Annotated in this window: 19 protein-coding genes; 3 read left to right on the top strand and 16 right to left on the bottom strand. The window is 66.7% G+C overall.

What is annotated here, in order from left to right; all coding sequences use genetic code 11:
• The first annotated feature begins 2 nt into the window (after window positions 1–2).
• Both F8O09_RS01155 and mnhG read left to right on the top strand, forming a co-directional pair.
• Window positions 3–308: a monovalent cation/H+ antiporter complex subunit F gene (locus F8O09_RS01155; protein WP_158031545.1), complete on the top strand. Its 306-nt coding sequence runs from the start codon at window positions 3–5 to the stop codon at window positions 306–308.
• Entirely contained in the window at window positions 298–678 is a 381-nt protein-coding gene (gene mnhG / locus F8O09_RS01150; RefSeq protein WP_158042904.1) for a monovalent cation/H(+) antiporter subunit G, read from the top strand. The genes F8O09_RS01155 and mnhG overlap by 11 nt, the downstream gene beginning before the upstream one ends.
• A gap of 20 nt (window positions 679–698) precedes the next feature.
• Here the strand turns inward: mnhG and pyk are convergent, their stop codons facing one another.
• The 15 genes from pyk to rpe all read right to left on the bottom strand — a co-directional run bounded on the left by pyk (window position 699) and on the right by rpe (window position 18408).
• On the bottom strand, window positions 699–2201 hold the full coding sequence (gene pyk / locus F8O09_RS01145) for a pyruvate kinase (protein ID WP_158053657.1): 1503 nt from the start codon (window positions 2199–2201) through the stop codon (window positions 699–701).
• A gap of 108 nt (window positions 2202–2309) precedes the next feature.
• Entirely contained in the window at window positions 2310–3785 is a 1476-nt protein-coding gene (locus tag F8O09_RS01140) for a glutamate synthase subunit beta (protein WP_158053656.1), read from the bottom strand.
• Window positions 3778–8394, bottom strand: a complete 4617-nt coding sequence (gene gltB, locus F8O09_RS01135; protein ID WP_158053655.1) for a glutamate synthase large subunit — start codon at window positions 8392–8394, stop codon at window positions 3778–3780. The genes F8O09_RS01140 and gltB overlap by 8 nt, the downstream gene beginning before the upstream one ends.
• Window positions 8395–8593: 199 nt before the next feature.
• The gene (gene lgt, locus F8O09_RS01130; protein WP_158053654.1) at window positions 8594–9544 is read right to left on the bottom strand and encodes a prolipoprotein diacylglyceryl transferase; all 951 of its coding nucleotides are present in this window, start codon (window positions 9542–9544) and stop codon (window positions 8594–8596) included.
• A 36-nt stretch (window positions 9545–9580) separates the two neighbouring features.
• Window positions 9581–10384 (bottom strand): tryptophan synthase subunit alpha, encoded by an 804-nt coding sequence (gene trpA, locus F8O09_RS01125; RefSeq protein WP_158031551.1) that lies wholly within the window; start codon window positions 10382–10384, stop codon window positions 9581–9583.
• Window positions 10381–11655, bottom strand: coding sequence for a tryptophan synthase subunit beta (gene trpB / locus F8O09_RS01120; RefSeq protein WP_158031552.1), 1275 nt, complete (start codon window positions 11653–11655; stop codon window positions 10381–10383). The genes trpA and trpB overlap by 4 nt, the downstream gene beginning before the upstream one ends.
• Before the next feature lie 174 nt (window positions 11656–11829).
• Window positions 11830–12600, bottom strand: coding sequence for an indole-3-glycerol phosphate synthase TrpC (gene trpC, locus F8O09_RS01115; protein ID WP_412973579.1), 771 nt, complete (start codon window positions 12598–12600; stop codon window positions 11830–11832).
• Window positions 12601–12609: 9 nt separating this feature from the next.
• Window positions 12610–12840 (bottom strand): DUF6704 family protein, encoded by a 231-nt coding sequence (locus tag F8O09_RS01110; RefSeq protein ID WP_412973462.1) that lies wholly within the window; start codon window positions 12838–12840, stop codon window positions 12610–12612.
• A gap of 5 nt (window positions 12841–12845) precedes the next feature.
• Window positions 12846–13589, bottom strand: coding sequence for a Trp biosynthesis-associated membrane protein (locus F8O09_RS01105; RefSeq protein ID WP_158053652.1), 744 nt, complete (start codon window positions 13587–13589; stop codon window positions 12846–12848).
• On the bottom strand, window positions 13586–15151 hold the full coding sequence (locus F8O09_RS01100; protein WP_318655738.1) for a chorismate-binding protein: 1566 nt from the start codon (window positions 15149–15151) through the stop codon (window positions 13586–13588). Before F8O09_RS01100 ends, F8O09_RS01105 begins: the two co-directional genes overlap by 4 nt.
• A complete protein-coding gene (gene hisI, locus F8O09_RS01095; RefSeq protein ID WP_158053650.1) occupies window positions 15151–15498 on the bottom strand; it encodes a phosphoribosyl-AMP cyclohydrolase in 348 nt (115 codons plus the stop codon). Before hisI ends, F8O09_RS01100 begins: the two co-directional genes overlap by 1 nt.
• Entirely contained in the window at window positions 15495–16346 is an 852-nt protein-coding gene (hisF, locus tag F8O09_RS01090; RefSeq protein ID WP_158031558.1) for an imidazole glycerol phosphate synthase subunit HisF, read from the bottom strand. The genes hisI and hisF overlap by 4 nt, the downstream gene beginning before the upstream one ends.
• Window positions 16347–17204: an ATP phosphoribosyltransferase gene (hisG, locus tag F8O09_RS01085; protein ID WP_158031559.1), complete on the bottom strand. Its 858-nt coding sequence runs from the start codon at window positions 17202–17204 to the stop codon at window positions 16347–16349.
• Between the two features lie 152 nt (window positions 17205–17356).
• On the bottom strand, window positions 17357–17620 hold the full coding sequence (locus F8O09_RS01080; protein WP_158031560.1) for a phosphoribosyl-ATP diphosphatase: 264 nt from the start codon (window positions 17618–17620) through the stop codon (window positions 17357–17359).
• 98 nt (window positions 17621–17718) lie between these two features.
• Window positions 17719–18408 (bottom strand): ribulose-phosphate 3-epimerase, encoded by a 690-nt coding sequence (gene rpe / locus F8O09_RS01075; protein WP_158053649.1) that lies wholly within the window; start codon window positions 18406–18408, stop codon window positions 17719–17721.
• Window positions 18409–18536: 128 nt separating this feature from the next.
• Between rpe and F8O09_RS01070 the strand changes: the two genes are divergently transcribed.
• Window positions 18537–20309, top strand: coding sequence for an oleate hydratase (locus F8O09_RS01070; RefSeq protein WP_158053648.1), 1773 nt, complete (start codon window positions 18537–18539; stop codon window positions 20307–20309).
• A 63-nt stretch (window positions 20310–20372) separates the two neighbouring features.
• On the opposite strand, the gene F8O09_RS01065 is transcribed toward F8O09_RS01070, so the two are convergent.
• Entirely contained in the window at window positions 20373–21722 is a 1350-nt protein-coding gene (locus F8O09_RS01065; protein ID WP_158054405.1) for a sugar porter family MFS transporter, read from the bottom strand.
• Window positions 21723–21816: the final 94 nt, after the last annotated feature.

The following is a 21816-nucleotide window of genomic DNA, read 5'->3' as shown; positions in this document are numbered from 1 at the left end:
TCATGCCCACCTGGCTCACGATCCTGCTGGTGGTCGTCTACGGGGCGACTGCTGCACTGTGCATTCTGCGCATCGTGCGCGGACCGAGCGTTCTCGACCGCATCGTCGCCTCAGACGTGCTGCTGGTGACGCTGATGTGCGCTCTCGGCACCGAGATGGCCGTGACCGGACACACGCACACCATGCCGATTCTGATCGTGCTCGCGATGTTCGGGGTGATCGGGTCATTCGCCGTGTCACGCTTTCTGGTCACGGCGAAAGATCCGCTGCGCGACGAAGCACCGGAGGAGGCCGCAGATGGACGGTGACACGATTCGCTTCACGATCGCCGGGGTGCTGCTCGGCCTGGGCGCGCTGCTCTCGCTCTCGGCCGCAGTCGGCCTGCTGCGCTTTCCCGATCTGCTTTCGCGCATGCATGCGGCCACCAAGCCGCAGATTCTCGGGCTCATCTGCGTCACCGCGGCGATCGCCGTGCTGAACCCCACTCCCCTGGTGATCGGCACCGCGATCGTGCTCATCACTCTGCAGATGCTCACCGCCCCCATCGCAGCCCATATGGTCGGGCGCGCTCACTATCGCAGCGACGATCTGCGAGACGATCTGCTCGTGGTCGACGAGCTCGCCGAGCACATCGCCGAGGCCGACGAGGAGCACAGCGGCTCCCCGAACGTGCGCTGAACGGTGCCGCGGGGCGATGATCAGCGGATGATCGTCTCTCGACTCTCGGCGACTGCGCTCTGCATCATCTGTGCCGTGGTCTGCCGGTACCCCGGCGCGGCCTGTCCGACCGCCTCGCCGACGGTGAGCACCCGCAGGTCGTTGGTCGACCCGGGGATGCCGGGCGGGCTCCCGGCGGCGACGATGACGCGCTCACCCGGTTTCGCCCGCCCCGAGTCGATCAGATAGGTGTCGACGCTCAGCACGATCTCGTCCGTGGTCTGCAGAAACGGCACGAGCACCGACTCCACGCCCCAGATCGGCGTCATCGCACGCCGAGTCGAATCGTCATAGGTGAAGACCAGCAGCGGCAGCTCGTCACGCAGGCGCGAGACCCGACGTGCCGTGTTGCCGCTGGCGGTGAAGACGCACAGATACTTCGCATCGACATGGTGCGCCACCTCGACGGCCGCGCGGGTGATGGCGCCGGCCAGAGTGTGCGGCTGAGTGCCGAGCGGCGGAATGCGATGCAGGCCGTGCTGCTCGATCGACTCGATGATGTTCGACATCGTCTGCACCGTCTCGACCGGGTGGGCGCCCACCGAGGTCTCGCCGCTGAGCATGAGTGCGTCGGCGCCGTCCAGCACCGCGTTCGCGCAGTCTGACGCCTCGGCGCGGGTCGGGCGTGCGCTGGTGATCATCGATTCGAGCATCTGTGTGGCGACGATCACGGGGCGGGCACACTGACGCGCGAGCTCGATGGCACGCTTCTGCACGACCGGCACCTGCTCGAGGGGCAGTTCGACCCCCAAATCGCCGCGAGCCACCATCACCATGTCGAACGCCTCGGTGATCGTGTCGAGCACCTCGACGGCCTGGGGCTTCTCGATCTTGGCGATCACCGGCAGCCGCACGCCATGGGCGGCCATCACCTCGCGCACCGCGGTGACATCGTCGGGGCTGCGCACGAACGAGAGTGCGATCAGGTCGACGCCGAGGTCCAGTGCCCAGTGCAGGTTCTCTTCATCGCGATCGCTCAGTGCGGGAACATCCACCGCCACACCGGGCAGGTTGATGCCCTTGTGGTCTGAGACACGGCCGCCCACGACCACCTCGCAGGTGACGTCTGTGGCGTCCACGGCAGTGGCTCGCAGCGAGATGTTCCCGTCGTCGATCAGCAGCTGGTCGCCGACGCTCACGTTCTTGGGCAGGTCGGCGAAGGTGGTGCCCACGATGTCGGCGTCACCCGGCACATCGCGCGTGGTGATCGTGAACGTGTCGCCGACGGCGAGGGTCTGCGGCCCCGCAGCGAACTGCGCCAGCCGGATCTTCGGCCCCTGCAGATCGACCAGCACGCCGACCGGTTTGTGCAGTCGAGCGGCGACTTCGCGCACCGTCTCGATGTAGCGCCGGTGCTGCTCGTGGTCGCCGTGACTCATGTTGATGCGGGCGACGTCCATGCCCGCACGGATCATGCTCTCGATGACCTCGGCGTCGTCCGTCGACGGCCCCAGTGTCGCGATGATCTTCGCTCTGCGTCGCATGCCACTCCAATCGGTTCGACAGTTCGTTCTGCCGAGTCAATTCTAGGCCGCTGCGTTGAACGTGAGACGAACGTCGCGGGTCACCGCCGATGTCGGGTCATCGCACGCTCACCGCACGCTCATCGCTCGGTCGTTGGCGGCGACCGGCCGCGGAAGCACGGTCTCGCCCTCGAGGTACTGGTCGACCTGCGCGGCGGCGGCCCGGCCCTCTGCGATCGCCCAGACGATGAGCGACTGTCCGCGTCCGGCGTCGCCCGCGACGAACACGCCGTCGACGTCGGTCGAGTAGTCGTTCTCGCGCTCCAGCGCGCCCCGGCCCGTCGTCGACAGGCCGATCTGCTCGTCTGCGCCGTTGACCTCGGGACCGGTGAAGCCCATCGCGATGAAGACCAAGTCAGCCTGCAGATCGCTCTCGGTGCCGTCTTTCGGGCCTCGCGAACCGTCGGCGCGGTACTCCGTCTCGGCGATGCGCAGCGCACGTACGTGTCCGTCATCGTCGCCGACGAACGCCTCGGTGCAGGCCAGGAACCTCCGCTCGCCGCCGTGTCCGTCGGCCTCTTCGTGCGAGGTCGAGACCTCGAAGAGCTTCGGCATGGTGGGCCAGGGCTCGTGATTCGACCTGGTGATGCCCGGCTGGCGACCGATGGCGAGGTTGGTCACCGATGCCGCCCCCTGTCGGATCGCGGTGCCGATGCAGTCTGAACCGGTGTCGCCTCCGCCGATGACGATGACGTGCTTGCCACGCGCGTCGATCTGGTCGGCGACCTCGTCGCCGGCCACGACTCGGTTCGCCTGGGTGAGATAGTCCATCGCGAAGTGGATGCCGTGGAGCTCCCGCCCCGGCATCGGCAGGTCTCGCGGCGTGGTCGCGCCCGTGGTCACGACGACGGCGTCAAAGCGCTCACGCAGCTGCTGCCACGAGATGTCGGTGCCGACGTTCACGCCGCTGCGGAAGCGGGTGCCCTCAGCCATCATCTGGTTCAGCCGGGCGTCGAGCACTTTCTTCTCGAGCTTGAAGTCGGGAATGCCGTAGCGCAGGAGCCCTCCGATGCGGTCGTCGCGTTCATAGACGACCACAGTGTGCCCGGCACGAGTGAGCTGCTGCGCCGCGGCGAGTCCTGCCGGGCCTGAGCCGACGACGGCCACGCTCTTGCCGCTCAGACGCTCCGGCTGATGCGGCTCGACCCAGCCGCGATCGTAGGCCTGGTCGATGATCGAGACCTCGATCTGCTTGATCGTGACCGCCGGCTGGTTGATGCCGAGCACGCAGGCCGACTCGCAGGGCGCCGGGCAGAGGCGTCCGGTGAACTCGGGAAAGTTGTTGGTCGCGTGCAGCCGTTCGATGGCATCCTGCGGATGCTGGCGCCAGACGAGATCGTTCCATTCCGGGATCAGGTTGCCGAGGGGGCAGCCGCTGTGGCAGAAGGGCACGCCGCAGTCCATGCAGCGCGACGACTGCTCCTGCAGCTGCAGCGGATCCTGGCGCTCGTAGACCTCTTTCCAGTCCATGATGCGCACGTCGACCGGACGCCGCTTGGGCAGGGCGCGATTGCGTACGGTGAGAAAACCATGTGGGTCAGCCACGAGTGACCTCCAAGATCGTGTTCCAGACCTCGGCGCCGTCGGGGTCAAGCCCCTGCGCCTCGGCGTCCGACCGGGCTCGCAGCACACGAGCGTAGTTGGTCGGCAGCAGTTTGGTGAAGTGCGTGACCGTCTCGTCGAAGTCGGCGAGCATGCGCTCGGCGACCGTCGACCCGGTCTCGATGCGGTGACGTTCGAGCAGGTCGTGCAGCAGTGCGATGTCGTCGGCGTCCAGCTCGAGCAGCTGCAGCTCGTTGCCCGCCAGCGCCTCGACGTTGATGCGATCGCGCTCGAGATCATGCACCAGGGCGATGCCGCCCGACATGCCGGCGCCGATGTTCCGGCCTGTGCGGCCGAGAATGACGGCCACGCCGCCCGTCATGTACTCGAGCGCGTGATCGCCCACGCCCTCGACCACGGCGGTCGCTCCCGAGTTGCGCACCAGAAAGCGTTCGCCGACGAGCCCCCGCAGCAGCATCGTGCCGCTGGTCGCCCCATAGCCGATCACGTTGCCGGCGATGACGTTGTGCTCGGCGACGAAGCGGGTGCCTGCAGGCGGGTACAGCACGAGCTGTCCGCCGCTGAGACCCTTGCCGACATAGTCGTTGCTGTCGCCTTCGAGACGCAGCGTGACGCCGTGCGGCAGAAAGGCGCCCAGTGACTGCCCGGCCGAGCCGTGCAGGGTGACGTCGATCGTGCCGTCGGGCAGCCCCTCGGCTCCGTGTGCCATCGTCACGTGATAGCCGAGCATGGTGCCGACCGCACGCTCCGTGTTGCGGATGCCCAAGTCGATGTGCACTGGTTCGCCGGTCTCGATCGCAGCCTGGGAGAGTGCGATGAGCTGATTGTCGAAGTGCTGCTCGAGCTCGTGATCCTGGTTGACCAGATGTCGTCTCGGTGCGTCGGCGGGCAGTTCCGGTCCGTGCAGAATCGGGTCGAGATCGAGCCCCTGAGCCTTGAGCTCCGTGGCGGCCGGGGCCACGTCGAGCAGATCTGTGCGACCGATCAGCTCATCCATGGTGCGCACACCGAGCTCGGCCATGTACTCGCGCACCTGCTGGGCGATGAACTCGAAGAAGGTCACCACGTGCTCGGCCTTGCCGGTGAAACGCGAACGCAGCTCAGGGTTCTGCGTCGCGACGCCGACCGGGCAGGTGTCTTTGTGGCAGACGCGCATCATGATGCAGCCCTCGACGACCAGTGCCGTCGTGGCGAACCCGAACTCCTCGGCCCCGAGCAGTGCGGCGATGATCACGTCGCGTCCGGTCTTGAGCTGGCCGTCGGCCTGCACGACGACGCGGTCGCGCAGCCCGTTGAGCTGCAGCGTCTGCTGCGTCTCGGCCAGGCCGATCTCCCACGGAGTGCCCGCATGCTTCAGCGAGTTCAGCGGGCTGGCGCCGGTGCCGCCGTCATGGCCTGAGACCAGCACCACGTCGGCCTTGGCCTTGGCGACGCCCGCGGCCACGGCGCCGATGCCGTTCTCGCTCACCAGCTTCACATGGATGCGCGCCTTCGGGTTGGCCCGCTTCAGATCGAAGATGAGCTGTTTGAGATCTTCGATCGAATAGATGTCGTGATGCGGGGGCGGCGAGATCAGTCCGACTCCCGCCGTCGAGTGCCGCGTGCGCGCGATCCACGGGTACATCTTCGCTCCCGGCAGCTGGCCGCCCTCACCGGGCTTGGCTCCTTGGGCGAGCTTGATCTGCAGGTCGTCGGCGTGCGCCAGGTACATGCTGGTCACCCCGAAGCGCCCCGAGGCCACCTGCTTGATGGAGCTGCGCCGTTCGGGATCGAGCAGCCTTTCGAGGTCTTCGCCGCCCTCACCGGTGTTGGACTTGCCGCCGATGCGATTCATCGCGATCGCGAGGGTCTGGTGGGCCTCCTGCGAGATCGAGCCGTAGCTCATCGCGCCGGTCGAGAACCGCTTGAACAGCTCGCTGGCCGGTTCGACCTCGTCGATGGGGATGCTCTGGCCGGGCTCGGTGCGCAGACGGAAGAGCCCGCGAATGGTCTTGAGCTCGCGCGACTGGTCGTCGACGAGATCGGTGTACTCCTTGAAGATGTCGTAGCGACGGGTCTTGGTGGAGTGCTGCAGACGGAAGATCGTGTCAGGGTTGAAGAGGTGAGCGGAGCCGTCGCGACGCCACTTGTACTCTCCGCCGACCGGCAGCTGCTGATGCACGGTGGCCGCAGGTTCGAGAGGGTACGCCAGTGCATGGCGTCGGGCATTGTCGTGCTCGATCTCGAGCAGGCCGATGCCGCCGAGCTTCGAGACGGTGCCGGTGAAGAACTCGTCGATAACCTCTTGGGAGATGCCGACCGCTTCGAAGGTCTGAGCGCCGACGTAGGAGGCCACCGTCGAGATGCCCATCTTCGACATGATCTTGAGCACGCCCTTGCCGAGCGCCTTGATCAGGTTGCGCACCGCGGTGTCGGCCGAGACGCCCTGCACCAGCCCGGAGCGCACAAGATCCTCTGCACTCTCCATGGCCAGATACGGGTTGACCGCACTCGCGCCGTAGCCGAGCAGAGTCGCGACGTGGTGCACCTCGCGCACATCGCCGGCTTCGGCGATCAGACCGACTCGGCGGCGACACTCCTGTCGCACCAGGTGGTGGTTGATGGCGCCGATGGCCAGCAGCGAGGGAATCGGAGCCTGTTCGGCTGTCGAGTCGCGGTCGCTGATCACGATGAACTCGACGCCGCGCTGCACGGCGGCAAGCGCTTCGTCGCACATCTCGTCGAGGCGACGGCGCAGACCGGTGACGCCGTCGTGCACCGGGTAGGTCGAGCGCAGCGTGACGGTGCCGGTGAAGCCGCTGCGGCGACCGACGTGCTGGATCTTCGCGAGCTGGTCGTTGGTGATGACCGGAAAGTCGATCCGCACCTGACGAGCCGACGCCGGTTCGAGGCTGAGCAGGTTCTGCTCTGGTCCGATGCCCGCAGAGAGCGCTGTCACCAGCTGCTCACGAATCGAGTCGAGCGGCGGGTTGGTGACCTGGGCGAAGGTCTGGGTGAAGTAGTCGAAGAGCAGGCGCGGCTTCTCGCTGAGTGCGGCGATCGGCGTGTCGGTGCCCATCGCGCCGAGCGGTTCGGCGCCGGCCTTGGCCATGGGGCCGATCAGCATGGCCAGGTCTTCTTCGGTGTAGCCGAAGGTTCGCTGACGACGGGACACCGAGGCACGGGTGTGCAGGATGTGCTCGCGCTCCGGCAGATCCTTCAGAGAGACCTGCACGTCGTCGAGCCATTTCTTCCACGGCTTCTGCTCGGCGAGCGTCTGCTTGACCTCGCTGTCTGGAACGATGCGACCGGCCTTGGTGTCGACCAGGAACATGCGACCGGGCTGCAGCCGCCCGCGGCGCATCACGTTCTCTGGTGCGACGTCGATGACGCCGGTCTCGCTGCCGACCACGACGAGCCCGTCACGGGTGATCACGTAGCGTCCCGGGCGCAGGCCGTTGCGGTCAAGCGTCGCGCCGACGAGCGTGCCGTCGGTGAACGAGATGGCGGCCGGCCCGTCCCAGGGCTCGATCAGGGTGGCATGGTAGGCGTAGAACGCCTTGAGCTCCGGGTCCATGTGCTCGTTGTGCTCCCACGCCTCGGGCACCATCATCAGCACCGCGTGCGGCAGCGAACGACCGCCGAGGTGCAGCAGCTCGAGCGTCTCGTCGAACGACGCGGAGTCGCTGCCGCCATCGGAGACCAGCGGAGTGAGACCGCTGAGGTCGCCGAGCAGCGGGCTGGAGATGTCCGCCTGACGAGCTCTCATGGAGTTGCGGTTGCCCTTCACCGTGTTGATCTCGCCGTTGTGCGCGATCATGCGGAACGGCTGCGCGAGGGGCCACGACGGGAAGGTGTTGGTCGAGTACCGGGAGTGCACGAGGGCCAGTTCGGTCTCGAAGCGTTCGTCAGAGAGGTCGGGAAAGAAGGGCTCGAGCTGCAGCGTCGTGACCATGCCTTTGTAGACGATGGTGCGGCTCGACAGCGACGGGATGAAGACGTCTGTGGTCTTGCTGGCACGGCGCCGAAGCCGGTAGACGATGCGGTCGAGTTCGATGCCGCGAGCGGTCGGCCCGTCGACTCCCAGCCGAGCCACGAAGATCTGCTCGAAGGCCGGCATCGTCTCCCGCGCCTGGGTGCCGATGGCGCTGTCGTCGGTGGGCACTTCGCGCCATCCGAGCACGGTCAGCCCCTCTTCGCGGGCGATGAGATCGATGGTGCGCTTCGCGCGCTCGCGCTGCACCTGATCGAGCGGCAGATAGATCATGCCGGCGGCGTACTCGCCTTTGTCCGGCAGGGCGAAGTCGACGACCTCGCTGAAGAAGCGATGCGGAATCTGCAGCAGAATGCCGGCGCCGTCACCCGTGCCGGCGTCAGAACCGACGGCACCGCGGTGTTCGAGGTTGCGCAGTGCGTTGAGCGCGTGATCGACGATGTCATGGCCGGGTGCTCCGCGCAGGGTGGCCACCATGGCCAGCCCGCAGGCGTCTTTCTCGGCTTCACGTCGGTAGAGACCGGCATCGCCGGGGATGTGACTGAACCGGGTGAACTCGGAGTCGGGCGCTGTGCCCGAATGGCGATGCTCTGCAGTGGATGCGGAGTGACTCTGCATTGTAGGACTCCTTCATGCGCGCCGGCTCAGAAGCGTCTGCTCGTATGCGCTCATGGTCACGAGAGCTCGTGTTCATGACGGCCGTGTTACGGCGCCATGACATCGCATGCTGATCCAGCGAGGAAGTCCAACTTTATCCGGCTATTGTTACCGGAATCTCACATTGTGTTACAGGCACGTTACAGAACCTGCGCCGATGTCAGCTGCGCTCGCTGGCTTTCGAGTCTGCTGCGGAGGCGACCTCGGCATCCGCCGAATCGGCGTCGACGGCAGCAGACGAGACGGCGACCTGCTCGAGCGCCTCGAGCCGGGCCAGATGCTCCGGCCGGTACGGGCTCGGCTCGGCACCGGGGTGACGGCGCGCCTGCACGAACATGATGACCAGGCCGATGACGACGACCGCGACAGCGCCCCACTGGTTCAGACGCGCACCGAGGAAGACGGCGATCGGATCGAGGCGCATACCCTCGACGAAGAATCGGCCGATGCCGTACCAGACCAGGTAGAGACCGAAGAGACGGCCCCACTGCAGCGCGAAGCGGCGCCCGGCCCAGAGCAGCACGAGCACGCCGATGAGGTTCCACATCGATTCGTAGAGAAAGGCCGGGTGGAAGAGCGTGCCTTCGGGCAGTCCCACCGGGAAGGCGCTGTTGCCCGCCGGGATCTGAATGCCCCACGGCAGGTTCGTCGGGGTTCCGAAGAGCTCGTTGTTGAAGTAGTTGCCCCACCGGCCGAGTGCCTGCGCGAGCAGGATGCCGGGGGCCGCCGCATCGAGCAGCGTGGTCAGCCGCAGGCCGGCGAGATGCGTGCCGATGACGGCTCCCACCACGCCGAGCAGCAGAGCGCCGAAGATCGCCAGACCGCCCTCCCAGATGTAGAGAAAGCGCAGCGGGTCGCCGGTGCCGGTGAAGTAGTCGGCCGGATGCGTGAAGACGTGGTAGAGGCGCCCGCCGATGATGCCGAACGGCACCGCCCACAGCGCCACATCGAGCACGGCCCAGCCGTCGGCCCCACGGTGTTTCAGGCGCACACCCGTGACCCAGCAGGCGAGCACGATGCCGATGGCGATGATCACACCGTAGTAGTGGATGGTGAGCGACCCGATGGAGAACGCTCCGGTGCCGGGGGTGGGAAAGCTGGCGAGATTCACGACTCGTATCCTAGTCTCTTCTGCTCGAGCGGCGGTCTAAGCGGTCGCTCGGGATGTCTTGCCGTCAGCGAGCTGCTCGGCGAGCGTCGCGACGGCGGACGCTCCCCCGTCTCGCAGAGCCCGCACGAACGCCGACCCCACGATGGCGCCGTCGGCGTAGCCGAGCACGTCGGCGACCTGATCGGGGCGCGAGATGCCGAGGCCGACCGCAAGGGGGCGGTCGGTGAACGCACGCAGTCGGGCGGTGAGCTTGCCGGCGCGCTCGTCAACCTCGGTGCGGGTGCCGGTGACGCCCATGGTCGACACCACGTAGACGAAGCCGCGCGAGGTGTCGGAGATCAGCCGCAGTCGTTCGTCCGACGACGTCGGAGCAGCGAGAAAGACGTGGTCGAGATCGTGCGCTTCAGCCGCGGTGATCCAGTCGGCGCCCTCGTCGGGCACCAGGTCGGGAGTGATGAGCCCGGCGCCGCCCGCCTGCTGCAGGTCTCGGGCGTACTCTTCGACGCCGTGCTGCAGAACGAGATTCCAGTACGACATGACCAGCACGGGCACGTCGACACGACGGCGGATCGCCTCGATCGCACGAAAGACGTCCGAGACGCGGAAGCCGCGCTCAAGCGCCGCACCGGTGGCCGCCTGGATGACCGGGCCGTCCATGACGGGATCTGAGTACGGCACGCCCAGCTCGATCACGTCGACGCCGTGCTCGGCCATTGCGACCACGGCGTCCACACTCGCGTCGAAATCGGGGAAGCCGACCGGAAGGTATCCGATCAGGGAGCCATGAGCACCGTCGTCACCGGATTCGGCACGGGTGCGCAGCAGCGGTTCGACGCTCATCGGCGTTCCTCCTTGGTCGCGGACTGATTCGTGTCGGCGGGCCTCTGCTCGCCGGGTCCGGCCATCTGCTCGGGGTCGGTGATGTACCCGAAATAGCGTGCCGCGGTCTCCATGTCTTTGTCACCGCGGCCGGAGAGCGAGACCAAGAGCACGGCGTCGGGTCCGAGCCGGCGGCCCTCACGGATCGCACCGGCGACGGCGTGTGCGGATTCGATCGCCGGAATGATGCCCTCGGTGCGCGACAGGTCGCGGAAGGCGCTCATGGCCTCGTCGTCGGTGACCGCCTCGTAGCGGGCACGTCCGATGTCAGAGAGCCATGAGTGCTCCGGGCCGACGCCCGGGTAGTCGAGGCCGGCAGAGATCGAATGGCTCTCGATGGTCTGGCCGTCGTCGTCTTGCAGCAGATAGCTCTTGGCACCGTGCAGGGTGCCGGAGCGGCCGCGCTCGATCGTCGCCGCATGGTGAGGTGTGTCGATGCCTTCGCCGCCGGCTTCGATGCCGAGCAGTGCCACTTCGGGGTCGTCGAGGAACGCGTTGAAGATGCCCATGGCATTCGAGCCGCCGCCGACGCAGGCGATGACTTCGTCGGGCAGCCGACCGATCTTCTCTGACAGCTGCTCGCGTGCCTCGTCGCCGATGACCTTCTGCAGATCGCGCACGATCTCGGGGAAGGGATGTGGCCCGGCGACGGTTCCCATCAGATAGTGCGTCGTGTCGAGGTTGGCGACCCAGTCGCGCAGCCCCTCGTTGATGGCGTCTTTCAGCGTGCGCGAACCGGTGCGTGCAGGCACCACCTCGGCTCCCAGCAGCTCCATGCGAGCGACGTTGAGCGCCTGGCGCTCGATGTCGACCTCGCCCATGTAGATCTGGCATTCGAAGCCGAACACCGCCGCAGCGGTCGCCGTGGCGACACCATGCTGGCCAGCCCCAGTCTCGGCGATCAGCCGTGTCTTGCCCATGCGTTTGGCGAGCAGCGCCTGCCCGAGCACGTTGTTGATCTTGTGCGCGCCGGTGTGGTTGAGGTCTTCGCGTTTGAGCCAGATCTTCGCGCCCCCGGCGAGCTCGCTGAGCCGCGGGGCGAAGGTGAGCAGCGACGGCCGACCGGTGTAGTCACGGGCGAGCCGTTCGATCTCGGCCTGGAACTCAGGGTCGGCCTGGGCCTCATGCCAGGTGCGATCGAGCTCGTCGAGTGCGGTGATGAGCGGCTCGGGCACGAACCTGCCGCCAAAGGCGCCGAAGTACGGCCCTGTCGTCTCGCTGAGCTTCGTCATGCGTTCCTTCCACACTGTTCGTTCACCCACACAGATTGTCCTCTGTGTGCAGGAGTGCCACAAGAATTTGTTCGGCCGGGCCGGCCGCACGAGCGAGGTGCCGGCGGAGGCTGATCGGTCGATCGCCTGCCTGCGACCTGGTCGGGATGTGCGGCCGACTCGGTCGAATCGACTTCAGACCCCGGTGAACTGCGGCAGCAGCTTTGCCGGGTCTCCCGTGACCAAGGCCTGGCCCACCAGCACGGCGTCTGCGCCGGCGGCGCGATAGTCGCGCACGTCTTCTGCGGTGCGCACCGCAGATTCGGCGACCTTCACGACGTCGTCGGGAATCTGTGCGGCGAGGGCGGAGAACCGCGACGGATCTTCGGCGAAGTCTTTGAGGTCACGCGCGTTGACTCCGATGATGCGTGCACCGCTGGCCACGGCTGCCCGCACCTCGTCGTCATTGTGCGTCTCGACCAGTGCGTGCATGCCCAATGACTCGGCCAGTTCGCGCAGAGTGCGCAGCCGGCTCTCTGAGAGACCGGCGACGATGAGCAGCACCAGGTCTGCGCCGGCGGCGCGCGCCTCGACGATCTGGTACTCAGTGGCGATGAAGTCTTTGCGCAGCACCGGCACGCGAACGCGCTGACGCACCGCGCGCAGGTCGTCGAGCGACCCTTTGAAACGCGTGCGCTCGGTGAGCACAGAGATGACCGAGGCCCCGTTGGCGGCGTAGGTCTCGGCGAGCAGCGCCGGATCGGGGATGTCGGCGAGATCGCCGCGCGAGGGGCTGGCACGCTTCACCTCGGCGATCACGTGGATGTGATCGCTTCTGGTCAGCGCCGCATAGCCGTCTCGTGCGGGCGGCTGCGCCGCAGCCAGCGACTGCACCTCTGCGAGCGGCGTCTGCGCCTCGCGCACTGCGGCATCGCCCAGCGCAGCCTCATACAGGCTGTCGAGAATGGTCATCGGTCAGTGCGACTTGTGCGCATACCTCGGGCTGTGCGCACCGAACCCTGCCTTCGAGAGCACGACGCCGACGATCACACCCACGGCAGCGACGATCGCAGCGACGAGCACGCCCACCGGATGACCGGCCACGAACGCGATGGTGCCGATGATGAAAGCCGCCAGCACGATGATCACCGCCGTCCATGCGGCCGGCGAGTTGCCGTGGCCGGGATTGATGATTTCTTCGCTGATCTCGCTCATTGCTCTCCTCGAGGTCTCGGATTCTGTTCAAGTGTACCCGGATCGTCCGGGCCGCCGTTGCGCCTGCGCGCTCGGTCGCCAGCCCCGTCGTCGAGGTCGTCGTCGTTCTCGGTCGGGTCGATTCCCACGGAGAAGGCGTCCCAGGTCTGGGCCGACTCGGCCGCATCCACCGGGCTCGGGCCTGAGACCGACGCTGCGGTCGGCTTCTGAAAACGACGCACGGTGCGCTTCCAGCGTCCGGCGACGACGAAGACCCACACCGCATGCACCACGATCAGCGCTGCTGCGGCCAGCGCCACCCAGACCCAGCCGGTCGACGTCGGCTCGCCCACCAAAGTCGCCAGTGTGCGAGGGCCGGAGACACCGGTCGCCTCGGCCAGCTGGTTCAGGCTGACGGCCAGCGGATCCCTCCACACGGTCTGCACCGACCAGATCGTGACCGCTCCGAGCACGCCCTCGATCACCGCGAGCACCCGCGTGAGCACGACGCCGCTGAGCCCCATCACAGCCGTCACAGCCAGGGCTGTGAGGCCGTAGGCCTGCACCGCTCCGACGGCCTGCTGCCCGGTGACGTGCACGGCTCCGTGGGCCGACCCCACCGACCAGTCCAGCCATGGCTGTGATGCGGACAGGGTCAGCACCCCGGCCAGAGCCAGCCCGATGACGACGACTCCGCCCCGGCCGCTTGCCCGCGATCGGGTCGGCTGCTTCGCCGTGGCCGCTGCGGGATGCTCACTCATGCCCGACCCGTTCGCTCGCGTCGATCGGCGGCGGGTCGCACGGTGGATGCGATGGCCACAGCCCGAAGCGGAGCGGCCGCCTTGTTGCGCGACTCCTGGTACTCGCTCTCAGGCACCGAGTCAGCGACGATGCCGGCGCCGGCCTGCACCGTGGCTCGGCCGCCGCTCAGCACAGCGGTGCGGATGGCGATGGCCAGATCGGCGTTGCCGGCGAAGTCGAAGTATCCGACCACTCCCCCGTAGACGCCGCGCCCGACGGGCTCGAGGTCTTCGATGATCTCAAGCGCCCTCGGTTTGGGAGCACCGCTGAGCGTGCCGGCCGGAAAGGTGGCTGCCAGCACGTCAACGGCGTCGACGCCTGCGCGGGTGACGCCCTCGACCGACGAGCTGATGTGCATGATGTGGCTGAACCGCTCGATGATCATGAACTCGCTGACCCGCACGCTGTGCGGCTCGCAGACTTTGAGCAGATCGTTGCGCGCAAGGTCGACGAGCATGAGATGTTCCGAGCGCTCTTTCTCATCGGCCAGCAGTTCGTCGGCCAGGTGAGCGTCGCGCTCCGGGGTCGTGCCGCGGGGCCGCGAGCCGGCGATCGGATGCGAGACGACGGCCCCGTCGGTCACCTTCACGAGCGCCTCGGGCGACGAACCGACCACATGCAGCAGCTCTCCGTCGGTGCCGCGGTGCGTCTGCAGATACATGTACGGGCTGGGGTTCAGCGTGCGCAGCACCCGATACACGTCGAGCGGGTCCGCCTGCGTCTCGAGGTCGAAGCGCTGGCTGATGACCACCTGGAAGATGTCGCCTGCGACGATGTGCTGCTTGGACTGTTCCACAGCGGCGAGGAAGTCGCCTCTGTCGGTGCGGTGGGCGGCCTGCGGCTCGACGTCGAAGTCCACGTCATCGATTGTAGCCGGCGTGGGCTCGGCGAGCTCTGCGACCAGCGAGCCCAGCGCATCCTGCGACTCCTGCCACAGTGCGTCAAGATCGCTGTCAGCGTCTACCAGCGCGTTGTGCACCAACCAGATCGTGCCGTAGCGATGGTCGATCGCGACCAGATCGCGCACGAACGACAGGCTCACCACCGGGGCGTTCGTCTCGGGCGGGTTGCGTCGCTCGATGTGCTCGAGTTCGCGGATGGCGTCCCAGGCGACGAATCCGACCAGGCCACTGGTCAGCGGTGGAACTCCGGGCACCGGCGCGGTGCGCCAGCGGCGCACGATGGTCTGAATCGCGTCGAACGCACGCTCCGGCGTGTCGCCGCCGAATGCACGCTCGGCGCTCAGGGACTCGTCATTCCAGCACGGGCGTCCGGCGGCATCCGTCGTCAGCGTGCCATAGGACGACGCGCCGACGAACGAGAACCGGCCCCACTCGCCGGCACTGTCGGCCGACTCCAGCAGGAACGTGCCCGGGCGCGAGTCGGCGATCTTGCGGTAGACGCCCATCGGGGTCTCAGAGTCGCCCAGGACGCGACGCACCACCGGGACGATCGCATGGCTCTGGGCGAGTTCGCGGAACCGCTCACGAGTGGTCGCGGCCGATCCGAATGCGGTGGTCATCATGACTCCTCGATCTCGCTCCACAGACGACGGCCCGTGAAGCAGGTTCGCGTGCCGGTGTGGCAGGCCGCGCCGATCTGATCGACGCGTGCGAGCAGGGTGTCGCCGTCGCAGTCGGCGTCGAGGGTGACGAGGCGCTGAGTGTGGCCGCTGGTCTCGCCCTTGCGCCAGATCTGCTGTCGCGAACGCGACCAGAAGACGGTGCGTCCCTCGGCCATGGTGAGTCGCACGGTCTCGGCGTTCATCCACGCCATCATGAGCACCTCGCCGGAGTCATACTGCTGCACGACGACGGGCACGAGCCCCTGGTCGTTGTAGCGGATGTCGTCGAGCGTGGTCATGGTCATTCCTGATTCTGAGACGCTGCTGCGGCCTGCGTCGCCTCGGTGACGGAGAAATCGGTGGTGCCCAGCCCGTCATGAGCGTCGGGCACGGCCCGCACTTCGAAGCCTGCGTCGGCCAGAGCCTGTTTGACGTCGGGGATGGCGACCTGCTGCCGGTGGAAGACGCTCGCGGCGAGAACGGCATCGGCACCTGCATGGGCGGCCTCCACGAAGTGCGCGACGGTGCCGGCGCCCCCGGAGGCGATGATCGGTGCAGCGACCAGCCCCCGCAGCCGAGCGATCAGGTCGAGGTCGAAGCCGTTCTGAGTGCCATCAGCGTCGATCGAGTTGACCAGCAGCTCGCCGGCCCCCAGGTCGACGGCGCGCTGAGCCCACTCGAGTGCGTCGACGTCGGTCTCGGTGCGGCCGCCGTGCGTGGTGACCACGAAGCCGGATGCGGTACGCGGGCTGCGCTTGATGTCGAGTGAGAGCACGGTCACCTGCGCGCCGAATCGGTCGGCGATCTCGGTGAGCACCTCGGGACGGGCGATCGCCGCCGAGTTGATGCCGATTTTGTCGGCGCCTGACGCCAGCAGTCGAGCGACCTGGTCGACGCCACGCACGCCCCCGCCGACGGTGAGCGGAATGAACACCTGCTCGGCGGTGCGCTGCACCACGTCATACATCGTCGCCCGGTTCTCGACCGTGGCGGTGACGTCGAGGAAGGTCACTTCGTCGGCGCCCTCGCGGTAGTAGCGCGCCGCCAGTTCGACCGGATCGCCCTCGTCGCGCAGATTCCTGAAGTTGACGCCTTTGACGACTCTGCCGTCTGCGACGTCGAGGCAGGGAATGACCCGGATCGCGAGCGTCATCTAGATTCTCGCCGTGTTCAGGGTGCTGACCAGAATGGCGCGGGCACCGGTCTTGTAGAGCTCGTCGACGGCGTCGTTGATGTGCTCACGCGGAGCCATCGCCCGCACCGCCACCCAGTCGGCGCGCGCCAGCGGCGAGACCGTCGGCGACTCGAGCCCCGGGGTGAGCCGGATGGCTGCGTCGAGCTCGGTCTTCGGCACGTCGTAGTCGAGCAGCACGTACTCGCGCGCGACGCGCACGCCCTGCAGACGCTCGCTGAGCACACGTGCTTCGTCTATCAGACGGCCGTCCGTCAGAGACTGAGGTGCTCCGATGAGCACCGCAGACGACGCCAGAATGATCGGCCCGAAGATGTGCAGCCCGGCGTAGCGCAGGGTCGTGCCCGTCTCGACCACGTCTGCGACGACATCAGCCACCCCGAGACGAATGGCGTTCTCGACGGCTCCGTCGAGGTGCACGAGCTTCACTGTGATGTCGTGCTGGGCGAGGAAGTCGGCCAGCAGCTTCGGGTAGCTCGTGGCGACCCGAAGACCATCGATGTCTTCGAGGGTGCTGTACTTGCCCTCAGGGCCGGCCAGACGGAACTTCGAACGGCCGAACTGCAGGTTGTCGACCTCGGTGGCCTCGGTCTCGGAGTCGAGCAGGAAGTCACGACCGGTGATGCCCACGTCGAGCGCGCCGGCACCCACGTAGGTGGCGATGTCACGGGGACGCAGGTAGAAGAACTCGACGCCGTTGTGCTCGTCGAGCACATAGAGGTCTTTGGTGTCTCGGCGGGTCGCATACCCAGCCTGTCTCAGCATGTCGAGGGCCGCCTGACTCAGCACGCCCTTGTTCGGAATCGCTACACGCAGCACTTTCTGTCTTTCTCGAGAGACGAGGCTCAGGCTCAGACGGGGCGAACCGAGGCCTCTGATCAGGTTATCGGGGAGTGAGGTCTGGGCGCGATCCGATCACACCGGACGAAGGTGCGACCGGGTGCCGCCCGACTCGTGTCGGAGCGTCTGACTCAGAGTTCGCGGTAGACGTCTTCGAGGCTGATGCCCTTCTTGATGAGCATGACCTGCAGATGGTAGATCAGCTGGCTGGCCTCCATCGCGAGCGCCTGATCGGTCTCGTGCTCGGCGGCGAGCCACACTTCGGCGGCCTCTTCGACGATCTTCTTGCCAATGGCATGCACGCCCGCGTCGAGTTCGACGACGGTCTTCGACCCCTCAGGGCGGGTGGCGGCCTTTTCGGTCAGTTCGCTGAACAGCTCTTCAAACGTCTTCATCGTGCTCAAGCCTACCGCGTGAATCCGTCGGGCGCGCATCCCGGCACACGCTCGGCGCGGACTGCGCTCGCCGGCTGCGAGCAGCACCGGCCGTGCGGTCAGCCTCGGCGAGCCAGCTCGGCCGCGGCGCGCAGCTCGGCGATCGCGACCCGCGCATCCGCCGCGGCGAAGACGCTCGAACCCGCAACCAGCGAATCCGCACCGGCAGACACCGCGATGGCGCCCGTATGCGCGTTGACTCCCCCGTCGACCTGCAGCACCAGATCGTCGAGTCCCTGCCGATCGGCGCGTTCGCGAAGCATCTGCAGCTTTCTCGTCGTGCCCGCCTCGATGTACGACTGCCCGCCGAATCCCGGTTCGACGGTCATCACGAGCACCCGGTCGAAGTATTCGAGCAGGTCGATGATCGTCTCGACCGGTGTGGCCGGCTTCAGCGCGATGCCGGCCTGGGCACCGAGCGACCGCAGCGTGCGTGCCACGCTCAGAGGCGAGGTCGCGGCTTCGAGGTGAAACGTGACCGCGTATGCGCCCAGTTCGGCGTAGGACGGCGCCCACCGGTCGGGGTCATCGATCATCAGATGCACGTCGAGCGGAATCGGCGAGTACTGCTGGATGTACTTCACCACGGGTGCGCCGAAGGTGAGGTTCGGCACGAAGTGGTTGTCCATCACGTCGATGTGCGCAGTGTCAGCCGTGGCGATCTGCTGCAGCGTGCCTTTCAGATCGCCCAGGTCTGCGTTGAGGATGCTGGGACTGATGTGCACCGGGTGCTTCGAGCGTGCCGTCATACGGCAGATTCTACCGCCGCCCGGACGAGCACGCGCTGCATGCCGGGCAATTGCGACGGCTTGTGTCCAGGACTGGTCGAACACAAAGAAATGAGTACACTCATTCTTAACTCGGAGAAAGAGGCTATATGTACTACAGCAACGGAAACTACGAGGCGTTCGCTCGCCCGAGGAAGCCGAAAGGCGCAGACGACAAGCGGGCCTGGATCGTCGGCAGCGGGCTGGCCGGTCTGTCTACGGCCGCATTCCTGGTGCGCGACGGACAGGTTCCCGGCGCACAGATCACGGTGCTCGAAGAGCTCGCGCTTCCCGGCGGCGCTCTGGACGGCATCAAGGAGCCAGAGAAGGGATTCGTCATCCGCGGCGGCCGCGAGATGGAGGACCACTTCGAGGTGCTGTGGGATCTCTTCCGTTCGATCCCCTCACTCGAGATCGAGGACGCCAGCGTGCTCGACGAGTTCTACTGGCTGAACAAAGACGACCCGAACTACTCTCTGCAGCGTGCCACGGTGAATCGTGGAGAGGACGCCCACACAGACGGAAAGTTCACCCTCAGCGCGAAGGCGCAGAAAGAGCTCACCAAGGTCTTTCTCGCCACACGCGCAGACATGGAGGGCAAGCGGATCAACGAGGTGCTCTCTCAGGAGTTCTTCGACAGCAATTTCTGGCTCTACTGGCGCACCATGTTCGCCTTCGAAGAGTGGCACTCCGCCCTCGAGTTCAAGCTGTACCTGCATCGCTTCGTGCACCATATCGGCGGTCTGCCGGATTTCTCGGCCCTCAAGTTCACCAAGTACAACCAGTACGAGTCGCTGGTGCTGCCGCTCGTCAAGTGGCTGCGCGAACAGGGCGTCGTCTTCCAGTACGACACCGAAGTCGTCAACGTGCACTTCTCGACCGAAGGCGACCGCAAGCGGGCCCGCAGGATCGACTGGGTGCGCGGTGGCGAGCCCGGCGGCGTCGACCTCACCGATGACGATCTCGTGTTCATGACGATCGGCTCGCTGACTGAGAACTCCGGTCAGGGCGACCACCACACGGCAGCGGTGCTGAACGAGGGGCCAGCCCCGGCCTGGGATCTCTGGCGTCGCATCGCCGAGCAGGATCCGGCGTTCGGCCGTCCCGAAGTCTTCGCCGGCAACATCGCCGAGAGCAAGTGGGAGTCGGCGACGGTGACCACCCTCGACGAGCGCATCCCGAAGTACATCGAACGCATCGCCAAACGCGACCCGTTCAGCGGCCGGGTCGTCACCGGCGGCATCGTGACCGCGAAAGACTCTGCCTGGCTGCTGTCCTGGACGGTCAACCGGCAGCCTCACTTCAAGAATCAGCCGAAGAACGAGATCGTGGTCTGGGTCTATGCCCTGCTGAGCGACGTGCCCGGCGACTACACCGGCAAGACCATCGAGGAGTCGACCGGCGAGGAGATCGTTCAGGAGTGGCTCTACCACCTGGGCGTTCCCGACGACGAGATTCGCGATCTGGCAGCTCACGCAGCCAAGTGCGTTCCGGTGATGATGCCCTACGTCACGTCGTTCTTCATGCCCAGGAAGGCCGGAGATCGGCCGGACGTGGTGCCCGAGGGAGCCGTCAACTTCGCGTTCATCGGCCAGTTCGCCGAATCGCGCGAACGGGACACGATCTTCACCACCGAGTACTCTGTGCGCACGGCGATGGAGGCGGTCTACCAGCTCCTCGACGTCGAACGCGGCGTTCCAGAGGTGTTCGCGTCGACCTACGACGTGCGTGCGCTGCTCGCAGCCGCGGTGCGACTGACCGACGGTGCCGGCATCGACGTGCCGGGCCCCGCATTCGTGCAGAAGTCCATCGAGAAGCGCATCGCAGACACCGAGATCGGCGAGCTGTTCAAGGAGTTCAAGGTGTTCGGCTCAGACGACTGATCCGTCTGCTCTGATCACTCGTTCGAGGGGCCGTTCGCCGCAGGGCGAACGGCCCCTCGGCAGTCATCGCCGCGTGAACAGCGCTTCGGTGTGCTCCAGCGAGACGCCCTTCGTCTCAGGAATGCGCCTGAGCACGAAGAAGAACGAATACACCGCAACCAGCGCATAGACCGCATAGGTCATCGGCAGCGACCACGCACCCAGCGACGGGAAGGTCACCGTCACGAAGAAGTTCGCGACCCACTGAGCGGCGGCGGCCACCCCCAGCGCACGACTGCGGATGCGACTCGGGAAGATCTCGCCCAGCAGCACCCACACCAGCGGCCCCCACGAAGCGCCGAAGCCGATGACGAAGAGATTCGCCGCCACAAGGGCGATGACGCCCCAGGGCGCAGGCAGGCTGGGTGATCCGTTCACATCCTCTGCGAATGAGAACCCCAAAGCCATGGCCCCCAATGACACCGCCATCACCACCGATCCGGTCAGCAGAATCGGCCGCCGGCCCACACGGTCGACGAGAGCGATCGCGACGATCGTCACCAGCACGTTCGTCACCGAGGTGATCACACTGATGGTGAGCGAATGACTCTCGGTGAATCCGACCGCCTTCCAGAGCGTCGTCGAATAGTAGAAGATCACATTGATGCCGACGAGCTGCTGCAGAGCAGACAGCACGATGCCGATCCACACGATCGGCTGCAGCCCGAGCTGCGGTCCGCGCAGTGACGCAGTCGACTGGCTGCGATCGGTCGCAATGGCCGTCTCGAGCTCGCCGATCGTGCCGTCCAGCGCCCGGCTCGGCGTCAGCTTCGCCAGCACCGCGCGCGCGGCCTTCTGGCGCCCGGCAGCCACCAGATAACGCGGAGACTCCGGCAGCAGCAGCGCAAGCACCCCGTAGACGGCGGCCGGGATCACTCCGACGAGCAGCATCCAACGCCAAGCCGGCAGGCCGAACCACAGCCCCTGTGCCGCGCCGCCGGCGCCGTGCGCCAGCAGCGAGTCAGACAGCAGCGCCGCGAAGATGCCGAGGGTGACCGCCAGCTGCTGCAGCGATCCCAGGCCGCCTCGAATGCGCTGTGGTGCGATCTCGGCGATGTACGCCGGGGCCACCACCGACGCGATGCCGACGCCGATGCCGCTCATCACCCGCCACAGAATCAGATCGGGCACGCTTATCGTGAACGCCGCACCGATCGAGCTGACGAAGAACATGATCGCGCCGATGCGCATCACCCACAGACGCCCCCAGCGGTCGGCGAGCGCACCCGCGAACATCGCCCCTGCGGCCGAGCCGAGCAGTGCGACCGCCACTACGAAGCCGGTCAGCGCGTCTCCGAGAGCGAAGTGATGATTGACCGAGTCGACCGCACCGTTGATCACCGAAGAGTCGAACCCGAAGAGAAAGCCGCCCATCGCCGCGGCAGAGGCGAGTGCCACCGCCCGTCGCCGAAACCGAGGCTCGATCTCTGGCGCCGATGCGGCGGGGGCTCCGTCGCCTCGTCGCTCG

This window comes from Pseudoclavibacter sp. CFCC 11306 (assembly GCF_008831235.1).
Classification (GTDB): domain Bacteria; phylum Actinomycetota; class Actinomycetes; order Actinomycetales; family Microbacteriaceae; genus Pseudoclavibacter_A.
This window is presented reverse-complemented; position numbering and strand designations above follow the sequence as displayed.

What these genes read in the sequence shown, in the direction of transcription:
- gltB (WP_158053655.1), bottom strand. Translation starts at nt 8,394, where the DNA reads ATGCAGAGTCACTCCGCATCCACTGCAGAGCATCGCCATTCGGGCACA.
- F8O09_RS01155 (WP_158031545.1), top strand. Translation starts at nt 3, where the DNA reads ATGCCCACCTGGCTCACGATCCTGCTGGTGGTCGTCTACGGGGCGACT.
- hisI (WP_158053650.1), bottom strand. Translation starts at nt 15,498, where the DNA reads ATGACCATGACCACGCTCGACGACATCCGCTACAACGACCAGGGGCTC.
- pyk (WP_158053657.1), bottom strand. Translation starts at nt 2,201, where the DNA reads ATGCGACGCAGAGCGAAGATCATCGCGACACTGGGGCCGTCGACGGAC.
- mnhG (WP_158042904.1), top strand. Translation starts at nt 298, where the DNA reads ATGGACGGTGACACGATTCGCTTCACGATCGCCGGGGTGCTGCTCGGC.
- hisF (WP_158031558.1), bottom strand. Translation starts at nt 16,346, where the DNA reads ATGACGCTCGCGATCCGGGTCATTCCCTGCCTCGACGTCGCAGACGGC.
- F8O09_RS01105 (WP_158053652.1), bottom strand. Translation starts at nt 13,589, where the DNA reads ATGAGTGAGCATCCCGCAGCGGCCACGGCGAAGCAGCCGACCCGATCG.
- trpB (WP_158031552.1), bottom strand. Translation starts at nt 11,655, where the DNA reads ATGACGAAGCTCAGCGAGACGACAGGGCCGTACTTCGGCGCCTTTGGC.
- F8O09_RS01070 (WP_158053648.1), top strand. Translation starts at nt 18,537, where the DNA reads ATGTACTACAGCAACGGAAACTACGAGGCGTTCGCTCGCCCGAGGAAG.
- rpe (WP_158053649.1), bottom strand. Translation starts at nt 18,408, where the DNA reads ATGACGGCACGCTCGAAGCACCCGGTGCACATCAGTCCCAGCATCCTC.
- F8O09_RS01100 (WP_318655738.1), bottom strand. Translation starts at nt 15,151, where the DNA reads ATGACCACCGCATTCGGATCGGCCGCGACCACTCGTGAGCGGTTCCGC.
- trpA (WP_158031551.1), bottom strand. Translation starts at nt 10,384, where the DNA reads ATGAGCGTCGAACCGCTGCTGCGCACCCGTGCCGAATCCGGTGACGAC.
- F8O09_RS01080 (WP_158031560.1), bottom strand. Translation starts at nt 17,620, where the DNA reads ATGAAGACGTTTGAAGAGCTGTTCAGCGAACTGACCGAAAAGGCCGCC.
- F8O09_RS01065 (WP_158054405.1), bottom strand. Translation starts at nt 21,722, where the DNA reads ATGGGCGGCTTTCTCTTCGGGTTCGACTCTTCGGTGATCAACGGTGCG.